Source organism: Paenibacillus sp. FSL R5-0517, assembly GCF_037974355.1.
Lineage (GTDB): Bacteria > Bacillota > Bacilli > Paenibacillales > Paenibacillaceae > Paenibacillus.
Map to the genome: position 1 here is coordinate 1,130,195 of NZ_CP150235.1, position 12,170 is coordinate 1,142,364.

Below are 12,170 nucleotides of genomic sequence, written 5' to 3' on the forward strand. Positions count from 1 at the left end.
TTGGTACCCCCTAGAATAAGACTTTTAGTAAGATAATATTGTATAACAATGTACTGGTTGCTGAAAAGTTATTTTTGAATGAAAACAATATAGATTAGAAGGTGAGCTGTTTGCCAGTTAATAAATTTCGTACTAAAGCAAGAGCAATTGAGTTGTTAGGACGAAAACAAATAAGAGATGATATTACAGCATTAATCGAACTTATAAAAAACTCATATGATGCGGATGCAGAAGATGTAACTGCTGACTTTAATTTAGATAACACATCACCTTATATTTTTCTATACGATCTTGGTATTGGTATGGAAATGGATGATATTCTTAATAAGTGGTTGGTACTAGGAACTGATTCTAAGAAGAAACCGAAGAATGAAAAATTATCAAAAGTAAAATCAAGGCGACTTATGGGTGAAAAAGGAATTGGCCGGTTGGCATCTGCAGCTCTTGGCGAGCAACTTTGGCTATTTACCAAATCACAAAATGAAAGATGGCATGTACTATACTTGAACTGGAATATTTTTGAGAATCAAGATATGTATCTCGAAGATGTTGTGATTCCCTTACATTTTAATAAATCTAAAGAAGAGATTACATCAGAGGCGTTTTTTTCATTGCTAATTGAAGAACAAATGTCTAATTTGAAAAATGTATCGTGGTTTGATAGCAATGGATTACCAAATAAAAAGTATTTTGATTTGTATGAGCGAATAAAGAGTCAAATTTCAAGAAATAGCACTCCAATTGATCATTTAGCTGAAATCGTTCATTCCTTAGACTTGAAGAAACAAGGGACAATTTTGCTTATTCAGGATTTGAGGCATTCTTGGACGGAAGTTTTTGATACAACAAAGAACAGAGAAGCTAATTACATGGCTAGTCAAAGATATAATAGACTAGGGTCTTTTATTGATAGTTTCAATAACACCATGGAAGATTTTAATGTGGAAATGATTGTTGATAATACCCCCGTGAAATTTAATCACTTTGTCGATGACGAGTTACATGAGCTTTATGATTTGAAAATTAAGGGGAAAATTGAGAACGGTAAGTTCTTTGGACAGCTATTTGCGATAAATGCAGATGTGGAGTTGTTAAATGCTTGTAATAATGAACTTCTTGCAGGGATAGAAGTTACTGGAGGGATTATGAATCCTTCTAACAAAGATTGCGGACCTTTTAGTTTAGAATTATGCCATTATGAAAAGGATTTGGATAAAACAGGATTAACAAAACAGCAGATAGATACATTAAACTCTCGAATAGGGTACGTTGGTGGTTTGAAAGTATATAGGGATGGCGTAAGAATTTTACCTTACGGTGATCCTGAAAATGATTTCTTAAATCTAGAACAAAATAGATCCAAGAATGCAGGTAAATACTTATTCAGTCATAGAAATTTGTTTGGGAAAATTGAATTAACATCGGAAGATAATCCTGAATTAGAGGATAAATCAAGCAGAGAAGGACTAATTGAAAATGAACAGTTTCATTATTTTGTAAAGACATTACAGAATCTACTTGTAACTATTGCAGTTGATTTTTTATCAAATAAAAGAAAGGATTCAAGAGCATTAAGAGAAAGTTATGTAAGTTTTAATCAACTTAAATACGAGAAACAAAAAAAGGAAAACGAAGCTCTTGATAAAGAAGAAAAAGAGAACAAACGAGCGATTAATAGTATTTTGAAGGAGATTAAAGAAAAAAAGAAATTATTTAATAATTATAAAATTAATATTAGAGAAAAATTTGATTTAATGCCAAAAATACCGGAAAAATTTAGTTATGCTTTGTTAAATAAATGTTATTCAGAGCTGCTAAATTCCAAAGATTCATTATATAAGATCATTGATAATGATTATGAGCAAATGAGGATGAGAACCAATCCTAGGTTTGCACTAAATGAAGAGATACAAGATGAGATCAATATTTTCAACTTAAATATTGATGAAGATTTTCGTGAAAATCTAAATCAATTAGAGATTCTATTTGAAGAGAGAGAAAAGGCAATTCGTCAAAGAATGGAAGAGTGGCGTGAGAGTGTCTCGAAGCTATTTAATAAAGATTTTGATAGATACGTAACTGCTAATTTAAACAGATTAAATGTATTAAGAGAAGATATAAAAGACATTTTTAATCATATAGAAAAAGAAGTTAACAACGCAGAGAAAAATGTGCTAATTGAAACTAGTCAACTAATAAAACTTGAAAATGCCTTGTCAGAAATTAAATTGAATATTTTTTCGAATAACATACGAATACAAAAAGAATTAAATCAAGATGTAGAAAAAGGTCAATTAATGTTGGAACAGTTTCGTCTCCTAGAGCCTCACGAGATAAATAATTTTGACGCATCATTCAGTTATTTGATTAACACTATTGAACAAAGAATTGATGAGATTCGACATGCTAAATTGAAAGAAGTAATGAATTTTTTTAATACGTCTTACAGGGAAATATTGAATAGAACTATTACTGAGATATCGAAATTGGGTAAAGTCAATTCAATAAATGATTTAAACGAGTTAGTAGGTCTTCTTAAGACTCAAAACCAAGATTTAAAAAGAGAAAATGAAATTTATGCTGATCTCGCAAATATGGGAATGGCAGCAGAGATTGTAAATCATGAATTTAATCAGTTATTAGTAAATGTAGAAGATGGGATTAAAAATATAAAAAATACGAGTCTTAACCCCACGCAAAGTTATTGGATTCGCCAGATTGAAGCTGGCTTCAAAGCTATAGGAGCAAGACATAGCCAACTTTCTCCCATGTATAGAAGTTATAATTTAACAAGACGAAATGTTAAAGTTTACGACCTTGTTGAAGAGCTAGTTACATTCTTTGCTGCTCGATTAAACCAAGCAGGTATAAAAGTCGAGAACCAAGTAGACAAAGATTTTGTATTAATGCTATCGCCTTCAAAGATTTATCCTGTTATTTCAAATTTAATTGATAACTCAATTTATTGGTTGCTTAACGGGAATGATAAGATAATTTTATTTAGAAGTAACATAATGAATAATTCACTATATATTGAAGATAGTGGTCCTGGAATAACTGTTAGGATTCAAGAACGAGTGTTTGAACCTTTTTTCTCAAAAAGATCTGGAGGAAGAGGATTGGGACTAAGTATAGTAAAGAAGGTACTCGAATCACAGGGGCATACAATTTCATTAATTCAAAGGCCAGAAGAAAAGATACTTAGTGGTGCAAGTTTTGAGATAAAATTCAACGAAAATGATAGGGTGGGGTAATTTTGTTAGATACAATAAATTCTGAAGTTATTAATATCGCAAAAGAGTATTTTAAAGATATACTTTATGTTGATGATGCAATTAAAAAGCCATCAGATTTAAGAAGCGTTATGGAGTTAACTAATAGGGAAGTTTCTGTAGCATCGGATTCACTTGAATCGATAGAAGAAAAACCAATGACGAGAAGGCCAGTAGTTCTTACACAAAGTTTAGAGGTGACTCAAACCATAAATGATGTGAAAACAGAAAATGAACAACCTATATTTGAGAATATGAATATTCTTGATGATTATTTTGATGCTTTCGAAATAATATATAATCTAAATAGTAATGGTAATAAGGTAAGCCCGTTTTTCTTTGAGGGTGAACATCAAGTTGATACGGTAGCATCTTTAATAGAACAGTCACACTTAACAATTCTGGACTGGGAGCTAGATGCAACTGGAGGAGAAACGACACTAAAGATTCTAGAAACTGTTTTCAGTAATACTGGCAGATTAAAGATGATAGTTGTTTACACAAAGAACCCGCTTCAAGCTTCACATATGATTCGACAGGGCTTTCCTTCAAAAATCATCGAAAGTAGTAAAAAGAGAATTGAAGAGAGCGATGTGGATATTTTCGATTTACAAGATGCATTCATTTTAGTCTGCAAAAAAAGGGAGTTACCCAGTAACAAATTAAAGGACACGTTTATTGAAATTCTAGTTAATAAATTTGGATTTTTTCAATTTGCATTTTTTGATTCGATAAATAAAATTATTGGAGAAACAGCAACAGTACTTAAACAGTTCTCTCATCCTTTTGAAACGACATTATTGCTTCAACTTCAGTCATCAGGTGTCAGTGCAACTGATTATGCTAAAGTCATTTCTAAGATGATAACTAACCATATAAATAAAGTTATTGATGTCAATCCTATAATTTTTGAAGAGATAACGGGGCAATGGAAGAAAAAAATTAGTTTGTTGCTGGCAATGAGTGACGAACAATTAGTTGGACAAGTAAATGAAAAAATAAACTATTTAGAACAGATTCAAAACGCGAGGACAAATGGGAAGAAAAACAAAAAATATATATCAAAATTAAAACAGATTTCTGTAGAAAAATGGAAAGAAATTTTCAATTTACTGAGTAGTACTAATCTAATTGATGGTACTTCCTTAGATCCAGCAATTGGAATCATTATTGAGAAAGTTATTGATATTTCTTGTGAAGAGGAGTTGAAAAAAAATACTGAATTAGCTAAATTATGCAGAGAAAATCAAAAATTGAAAGATCAGTGCATTAAATTGTATAGAAATAATGTGAAGAAAGAGATAACTGATTGGCTAAGACCACTATTACCTAGTGTGATATTGGCACTAGTTACTGATGATAGTGGGAATACACATTTCTCTAAAACAGTATCCGATCTAGTTCATCTAATGAAAGTTATAGAATATAAAGAAAAACGTCTTGACAATATAAGTACTATTATTTCGAGTGGAAATATTGTGAATTATTTCAATACTGGAGATGTTTTAATTAAAGACAACAAGCTTCTTCTCTGTATATCGCCAAGTTGTGATGTTTTCCGCCCTAAAAAAGTCGGTAATATGCTGAAATTTGTAACTGGTGAGAAAATAGATAGCGACTCAGCGTTTGTACAACTAAAGTCATATGAACACTTAACTATTCTGCCTAATATTGAAAATTCCGAGAAGTTGATTTGTGGACTCTGGAACTTTGGTGCAACTGAGGTACATAATATCGAGAATTTAGGTGAATACACAAGGCCTTATAGGCTAGAACCTGGGTATATTCAGCAAATTATGAATGAGTATATTGCTTATCAATCTAGAACTGGAGTTGATGAACTCTTTGTAAAAAATTCAGCTAGTCTAAGAAATTTTTATCTTTTCAATTAGGCTAGGGCGTGTCTTCAAACTCAAGCAAGCCACACCATAATGGATGCCAAGGCCAAAAAAGACTTAAATGTACACGCTAATTTATCATAACGAGTCGCTAAACGACGATAATTCTTTACTTTATTAAAGAAGCATTCCACCAAATGGCGCTCTTTGTAGACATCCCGATCATATTTTAGGGTCATTCGGCGATTTTTCTTTCCGGGAATCACCGGTATGGCCTGTTGTTTCTTTAAAAAGGCCCGAATGGCATTTGTATCATACGCTCGGTCGGCCAGGACTTGCTTCCGGGTCAGTTTCATGCTTTTAAGGATTTCGAAACCTTGGACGGAGTCATGCGCTTCGCCTCCGGTCAAGTCGAAGCGAAGTGGATTTCCTAACGCGTCAACTACCGCATGAATTTTCGTACTTAATCCACCTCGGGAACGTCCGATCGCTTGCTTGCTTTGCCCCCTTTTGCGCCTGATCCATGCTGGTGAACTCGCACAATCGTGGCGTCAATCATCACACTTTCCTCATCAGAATCTAGGGATACATGCTTTAATACTTCATCCCAAATGCCCGCTTTCTGCCAGCGTCGAAAGCGGGTGTAAACGGATTTCCAATTGGGAAAGTGGTCCGGTAAATCACGCCAAGGGGCACCTGAACGAGCTACCCATAGCATCGCATTTAACATAATTCGATTGTCCACTGCGGGACGTCCTCCTTGTGGTTTTCGTTCAGGTGGAAACAAATCTTGAATTAGCCGCCATTGTCTCTCGCGAATTTCGTATCGTGTAATCATTTAATATAATTAACCCATCTATTACCATTTAATCGGTTTGAAGACACGCCCTAGTTTATAGAAGAAAGTTCTTATATAAATATACAAATAAGATAAGACTCAGAGAATAATTTCTTGGGTGTCTTATCTTATTTATCTTATGAAAGTCACCTTTTTTTTATAAAAAAATCCTATATTCTCAAATTTTGAGTGAATTATAATTACAATGTTATTTGTCTGTGTTATTTACCCTTAATATTTCACGTAGTACATTTCTTGATAAAATAATATTTTTTATTTCAGCTTCTCTTAGCATGGTGATTATCTCCTGAATTACAACCTCCGATTCTGCAGACCCCTTATCTTCATTCTTATAAGTAAACAACTGCGATAGATCCACTTCCAATGCCTCAGCGATTTTAGCAAGATTAACTAAAGATATATTCTTTTCCCCACGTTCAACTTGTCCAATGTATGTAAAATGGAATCCACCTTTTTCTCCAAGTGCCTCCTGGGATAGCCCTCTCTCTTTCCTTAAAACCTTAATTCTCGCGCCAACTAAATTTAAAATCTCTCTGTCTTCCATCAGATGCACCCCCTCTATGTAAAAGTGTAGACAAGATTTCGGGGGCTAAACATGACTATTTGAATCGTATAATTTTATTTAAATTATATCTTTAAGTATTTATTTTATTGTATAATACTGGTATTAACTCTTTGGAGGGATGACAATGGCAAGAAATTGGTCCATAACCGAAGCACATTGTAATCACCAAGTAGATTTTACCCCACGTTTGCAAGACCATGATAACTTCATACCATCCAATTCCAAACATACTCCGGCTTACCACATGCTACATACTACAATAATGGACTATCACCAACATGCTAAGTATCATCTCAAACTTGCCGTAATCATGCGTAATCACAATCAGTTTAAAGCCTGCCTGATTTTATGTGATTGGGCTTTAGCCTCTATGATTAAGGCGCTTTATATCCATAAGTATCATTTAGTTCATCCACCCAAGGAACTCACCATGAACGTAATCTTGCCTTTAGTGCATATGGACATTGAACCCGGATTGGATATCGCCTTGTTCATCGGTACGATGCAACATATGTCATCCCTAGCAGATTACCCACATGACCAGCCACTAGAACTGAACAACATCGAAAAGCTTCTTCAACGAACAGAAGAGATATTGGACGAGTTAGCCACTCGATTGGAGGATGATTCATCAGAGTAAGATGTTTTTTAATTGATCATTTGGGTTAAATGTTTGATTTATCTATGTTACGCTTACAAGATGACATCATCCAAATAAAGGATATATAATGCAGAGAATACAAAGGATGCTCTTTGCTTTGCGTCTGGAAAGTAGGTGTACATTTTGAAAAGAGTGATTGCTATCGCGTTTTTTATATTATCTATATTGGAATTGGTTACTTTAATCCTAATCGGCAAAAGCATGATGACTGGGTATATGGAACCGAGTACGTTTAGCGGGATAATTTCATTCCCACTAGGCGCTACGTACCTCTCGATCTGGATGTTCTTTTCACGGCAAGAGTTTACCGGAGGACGAGTCGCGGCACAGATCAGTTTTACAGCGGCATTGTTGACGGCGTGCCCGTTGGTGTGTTTATGGATTGTTTTCTATTAAATCAAGTGATTAAGAAAATTTCCTTTGAATTAGGACATATGAAGTACGTTGTTGGAAATATTGTTATGGTGAGAAAGGGAAAATCAGGATGTTAGAAGGATGTATATACACCAAGCTTCTGCTAACATGGTAAAATCCTAATTTTAACGGCGGAGAATGATATGAGTACAATTAAAGTAACACCAGAGCGGCTGCTGCATGTATCCAGACAGATCGAGCAGGGTAGGCAGCAGTTGGAGGGTATACGTAATGACCTGACCGCACGGATCGGATTCATCCAGTCTCAGTGGGCGGGAGCAACGCAAGAACGATTTTTCTATGATTTTCAGCAGTCACGTTCAGTACTTGATCGAGCAATGGAAAGTATGGTTAAGTCATCCCAAGATCTGTTCGCGATTGCCGAGAGATTCGAACAAGCAGATCAGGAACAGGTGAGCTTGGGAGCCGTTGCTGGACAGATTGCTGCCCATACAATGATGAACCATAATACAGATAACCCAGAAGAGCAACGACGAATGGTATATAATCCTTTGTTTGGAGTTAACATGCCTGCCAGTGAAGCAGAGGATGGGATGCCAGGGCAAAAAGAGTTTGTTAAGTATTGGGAAAATGGTGGCACCTATGAAGAAATGAGAGCCGGACCGAAGCAACCGGAGTCTAGTGGTGGGGATATATATGATGAACAGATCAGCGCATTTAAGGAAGGTCATCATCCCGTAACTGGAGAATCCATACCAGCATGGCAAGCAGCAGTTTCTATAGGAGGTTTACAGACTGCTAAGCTCGTGTTGGCTTTTACAGGAACGTATAATAGGGGTTATAAGGTTCCGAAAGAAGGATTAGGATTCCCAAAAGGTATGATCGGTGGAAGAATTACAGTAAGTAATGAAAGAATTCACCATGCTTCACTTGGAGATTTTAATTCTAAAAATAGATTGATCAATGGTGGTCACGGTCAAGATAATATTAATTACTTACTTAAAAATAAGATCGCATTTAACATTACTAAAGAATATGAAAACGGTGTACGAGTTGGTAATATACCTAATCACAAAAATAAAGCAAAGCGAAGTGGAGAGGGCCAAGCATGGTTCCCTAAGGAATGGACATCGGAAGATATCAAAAAGTCAGGTGAGCATGTAGCAAATCTGCCTGAGAATAGAGTTAAGGGTGACGGTGAATGGATGTTTGGGAACTATAATAACGTTAGAGTAGGAGTAATCAAGAACGATGGACAGATCGGAACGATTACTCCAGATAATTCAAGACAACCGTGAGGAGAGTAAAACATGGTAGACTACAGTGAAAAAGTTATCTCATTAGTAAAGAAGAGAAAAGATTTACACCCCGACGATCCTGCTATTCAAACGATATGGAATGAGATGGTAGACATTCTAAAAGAGAATGAGCAAAACGCCATATCATTTCTAAATCAATGTGGAGAAGAAGATTTATATTGGCTGAGTGAGATATTTGAAGATCTATCTTCTGAATTCCAAAGCCGAGCATTTATAGATTGTCTTCTTCAATTGCAAAAGAAGTATCCTGATCTGGATATGGAGCAGGATATAGAATATGCGATTCAATCAATGGAGGAATAATAAAAAATAAGCCTATTTCTACTCCTATACGGAGTAGTCATGGGTTATTTTTATTCCCTCATTCCATCCCAACCACTTTACAAAATCAACCCATCGCTCTCCATGGCAAGTGGTATAATGGCAAAAAGGGAGATTCTGGCGCGAGGCTTGAAGGCTCTCACAGCAGAAAGGATGTTATACCACATGCCTACATACAACAAATTGGTGCGGGACAAGATTCCGCATATTATCACATCCAGTGGGAAGGAATGCCGCACACGTATTCTGGACCCGGAGGAATATAAGCAAGAACTAAGAACAAAGCTGCAAGAAGAATCGGATGAGTACATGAGTGCAGGAAGCGATCAGGAAGCGCTGGAAGAACTGGCCGACATGCTCGAAGTAATCCGGGCGCTCGCGGAGGTGCATGGTGCGAATGCGGCGCAGCTGGATAAGCTACGGGCGGATAAGGCTGAGGCACGCGGTGGATTCCAGGAGAGAGTGTATCTGATCGATGTCGACGAAGCTTAACGTTAAACTTATTACAGATAACCTGGCAGACGAACTCATTTCCCGGATGCAGCATGCGTCCGGGATTTATATTATGACGTCCTTTATCATGCAGTCTGGTGTGAAGCTGCTTGCGCCGCATTTAAAGCGGGCGGCGGAGCGTGGGGCAGAAGTACGGATGCTCGCGGGAGACTATCTGTATATCACGCAGCCGGAAGGACTTCGGGCGCTCTGTGAGGTCGATCCACGAATTGAAGCGCGGTTGTGGAGAAGTATGGGGACTTCTTTTCACCCGAAAGCGTATCTGTTCGATCATGACAATGGTGAAGGACTACTAATTGTCGGCTCTTCGAACTTTTCCTTCACGGCGCTGAAGACGGGATATGAATGGAATTTGGCGATGAATGCGGAGGCGGAGCCATATACGTTCCAGATGGCTTTGGATAAGTTCATGCAGAGCTTCTACCACGAGACAACCCTGCCGGTGAACCCGGATTCGATTGAACTGTATGAGGAAGAGTACCGCAAATATCACCAGAAGAACCCGGAGATGATCCAGCGCATCACGGAGATGGAAGAAGCGGAATTTGGCATAGGTCTACCAGAAGACAAAGAGAAAGAAACCGCCGACCTGTCGCTGGTGCCGATTCAACCGCGCTTTGCGCAGTTGGACGCCCTCGAAGCACTTCATGGGACGATGGAGGAGCAGTACGACAAGGCGATGGTCGTTATGGCGACCGGGCTTGGCAAAACGTATCTGGCGGGTTTCTTCGCGCAGCGGTTCCAGCGGGTGTTGTTTGTGGCACATCGGGAAGAGATTCTGTTCCAGGCGAAGAAGTCTTTTCAGCGGATTATGCCGGAGCGCACTCATGGGATATATAACGGACAGTATAAGGATGGGGCGGCAGATTGTGTGTATGCTTCGATCTTTACGCTGAGTATGCAGAAGCATCGGGATGGTTTTGCGATGGATGCATTTGATCTGATCGTGGTCGACGAATTCCATCATGCGGCGGCGAAGACATATATGTCGGTGATTGAGCATTTTCAGCCGAAGTTCCTTCTGGGCATTACGGCGACCCCGGATCGACTGGATGGTAAAGATGTGTATGCGCTCTGTGATGGGAATGTGGCGTATCAGATGCATTTTATTGAAGCGATCCGGCGAGGTTGGCTGGCGCCATTTCAATATTATGGAGTATTCGACGATACGGATTATTCGCAGATTCGCTGGATCGGGACAAAGTATGATGAAGAACAGCTCATGGCCGTTCAATTGCAAGAGGAGCATGTAGAGACGATCTATGCAGCCTGGGCCCGGCACAAACAGACGAGAACGATTGGCTTTTGCTCGTCGATCCGGCAGGCGGATTATTTAGCTGCGTATTTCCGAAGTCAGGGCGTGAAGGTACTTAGTCTGCATTCGCGTACATCGGAGATGTCGCGGGAGGAAGCCATTCGGCAGCTTGATGCGGGTGAGCTGGAGGTTGTGCTGACGGTGGATCTGTTCAACGAAGGTACGGATATTCCACGTGTGGATACGCTATTGTTCGTGCGTCCAACCGAGTCGCTCACGGTGTTTACACAGCAGATGGGGCGTGGTCTGCGGCTGGCGGAAGGCAAATCGCATTGTGTCATCATCGACCTGATCGGAAACTACCGGAATGCGGATGTGAAGCTGAGCCTTCTGGATGTGCGCGGAGACGAGGAAAGAAGCGGAAAAACGATGGATTCGGCTGTGCCTGAAGTTCCGGCTAACTGTGGGATTCATCTGGAGACCCGGGTAGTGGACCTGCTTCAGGAGCTAAGCCGCAAACGGCTACCGCGCCGCGAGAAGCTGCATCAGGATTTTCTGAGTGTGAAGCGAGAACTGGGGCGTATTCCGACGTATCTGGAGTTGCACCTGATGGGGCGTTCGAAGAGTATCGGGTATCGGAGCGAATTCGGTTCCTATGTTGGATTTCTGTATTGGGCGGAGTTGCTGTCCCCGACCGAGGGAGAAATGTACGTCCGGCATGAGGCGTGGCTGCGCGATGTAGAGAAGACGATCATGAACAAAAGCTACAAGATGATCGTGCTACTGTACATGCTGGAGCGAGGCGAAGCGCATTGGATGGACCCGATCACGCCGGGGGAGATGGCTGGATTTTTCCATACGTATCTGACGGAGAAGGAATACCGGAAACGGAAAGACTTTTCAGACAAGGACAAGCTGGCGCTCTGGGAATGGAACGAGAGGACGGCAACACGGATTGAGAAACTGATTATTGATATGCCAATGTCGATGTGGAGCGGGGCAAAGGGCAGCATGACGCGATTCGAGGATGGCCTGTTCTCACTGAATGTGCAGGTGCAGGATGCGGAGGAACGGGCGTTGCTGTATCGCTGGACGAAGGAGATTTGTCTGTATCGGTTGCATGTGTATTTTGAGCGGGGGAACCCTAGTTAAACGAAAAACCAGACTACACACCGTTTTATGGTATGTAGTC

The 12,170-nt window shown here is 39.1% G+C and carries 11 protein-coding genes; 8 read left to right on the plus strand and 3 right to left on the minus strand.

The features are described 5' to 3' along the window. The first annotated feature begins 110 nt into the window (after nucleotides 1-110). Both MKX40_RS04990 and MKX40_RS04995 read left to right on the plus strand, forming a co-directional pair. Nucleotides 111-3,254, plus strand: coding sequence for an ATP-binding protein (locus tag MKX40_RS04990; RefSeq protein WP_339239910.1), 3,144 nt, complete (start codon nucleotides 111-113; stop codon nucleotides 3,252-3,254). Between the two features lie 2 nt (nucleotides 3,255-3,256). Continuing rightward, nucleotides 3,257-5,164 carry a response regulator receiver domain gene (locus MKX40_RS04995; protein ID WP_339239911.1) on the plus strand — a complete coding sequence of 636 codons (1,908 nt, stop codon included), beginning with the start codon at nucleotides 3,257-3,259 and terminating at the stop codon, nucleotides 5,162-5,164. A 20-nt stretch (nucleotides 5,165-5,184) separates the two neighbouring features. On the opposite strand, the gene MKX40_RS05000 is transcribed toward MKX40_RS04995, so the two are convergent. The 3 genes from MKX40_RS05000 to MKX40_RS05010 form a co-directional block, all read right to left on the minus strand. Next, nucleotides 5,185-5,631 carry an IS5 family transposase gene (locus MKX40_RS05000; RefSeq protein WP_339242924.1) on the minus strand — a complete coding sequence of 149 codons (447 nt, stop codon included), beginning with the start codon at nucleotides 5,629-5,631 and terminating at the stop codon, nucleotides 5,185-5,187. Further along, complete coding sequence (locus MKX40_RS05005) at nucleotides 5,574-5,948, minus strand: IS5 family transposase (protein WP_339239913.1); 375 nt, start codon at nucleotides 5,946-5,948, stop codon at nucleotides 5,574-5,576. The genes MKX40_RS05000 and MKX40_RS05005 overlap by 58 nt, the downstream gene beginning before the upstream one ends. 208 nt (nucleotides 5,949-6,156) lie before the next feature. Next, entirely contained in the window at nucleotides 6,157-6,513 is a 357-nt protein-coding gene (locus MKX40_RS05010; RefSeq protein ID WP_339239915.1) for a helix-turn-helix transcriptional regulator, read from the minus strand. A gap of 145 nt (nucleotides 6,514-6,658) precedes the next feature. Here MKX40_RS05010 and MKX40_RS05015 point away from each other — a divergent pair, with 145 nt between their 5' ends. The 6 genes from MKX40_RS05015 to MKX40_RS05040 all read left to right on the plus strand — a co-directional run bounded on the left by MKX40_RS05015 (nucleotide 6,659) and on the right by MKX40_RS05040 (nucleotide 12,130). Next, entirely contained in the window at nucleotides 6,659-7,174 is a 516-nt protein-coding gene (locus MKX40_RS05015; RefSeq protein WP_339239917.1) for a HEPN domain-containing protein, read from the plus strand. 144 nt (nucleotides 7,175-7,318) lie between these two features. Beyond that, complete coding sequence (locus MKX40_RS05020; protein WP_339239919.1) at nucleotides 7,319-7,591, plus strand: hypothetical protein; 273 nt, start codon at nucleotides 7,319-7,321, stop codon at nucleotides 7,589-7,591. 161 nt (nucleotides 7,592-7,752) lie between these two features. Continuing rightward, nucleotides 7,753-8,868, plus strand: a complete 1,116-nt coding sequence (locus MKX40_RS05025) for a WXG100 family type VII secretion target (protein WP_339239921.1) — start codon at nucleotides 7,753-7,755, stop codon at nucleotides 8,866-8,868. A 12-nt stretch (nucleotides 8,869-8,880) separates the two neighbouring features. Then, on the plus strand, nucleotides 8,881-9,192 hold the full coding sequence (locus MKX40_RS05030; RefSeq protein ID WP_339239922.1) for a hypothetical protein: 312 nt from the start codon (nucleotides 8,881-8,883) through the stop codon (nucleotides 9,190-9,192). A gap of 183 nt (nucleotides 9,193-9,375) precedes the next feature. Next, on the plus strand, nucleotides 9,376-9,702 hold the full coding sequence (locus tag MKX40_RS05035; RefSeq protein WP_339239923.1) for a nucleoside triphosphate pyrophosphohydrolase: 327 nt from the start codon (nucleotides 9,376-9,378) through the stop codon (nucleotides 9,700-9,702). Next, entirely contained in the window at nucleotides 9,686-12,130 is a 2,445-nt protein-coding gene (locus tag MKX40_RS05040; RefSeq protein WP_339239924.1) for a DEAD/DEAH box helicase family protein, read from the plus strand. Before MKX40_RS05035 ends, MKX40_RS05040 begins: the two co-directional genes overlap by 17 nt. The last annotated feature ends 40 nt before the right edge of the window (nucleotides 12,131-12,170 follow it).

Coding starts and splice junctions, on each gene's coding strand:
- MKX40_RS05005 (WP_339239913.1), bottom strand. CDS start 5,948: ATGATTACACGATACGAAATTCGCGAGAGACAATGGCGGCTAATTCAA.
- MKX40_RS05010 (WP_339239915.1), bottom strand. CDS start 6,513: ATGGAAGACAGAGAGATTTTAAATTTAGTTGGCGCGAGAATTAAGGTT.
- MKX40_RS05015 (WP_339239917.1), top strand. CDS start 6,659: ATGGCAAGAAATTGGTCCATAACCGAAGCACATTGTAATCACCAAGTA.
- MKX40_RS05025 (WP_339239921.1), top strand. CDS start 7,753: ATGAGTACAATTAAAGTAACACCAGAGCGGCTGCTGCATGTATCCAGA.
- MKX40_RS05030 (WP_339239922.1), top strand. CDS start 8,881: ATGGTAGACTACAGTGAAAAAGTTATCTCATTAGTAAAGAAGAGAAAA.
- MKX40_RS05035 (WP_339239923.1), top strand. CDS start 9,376: ATGCCTACATACAACAAATTGGTGCGGGACAAGATTCCGCATATTATC.
- MKX40_RS05040 (WP_339239924.1), top strand. CDS start 9,686: ATGTCGACGAAGCTTAACGTTAAACTTATTACAGATAACCTGGCAGAC.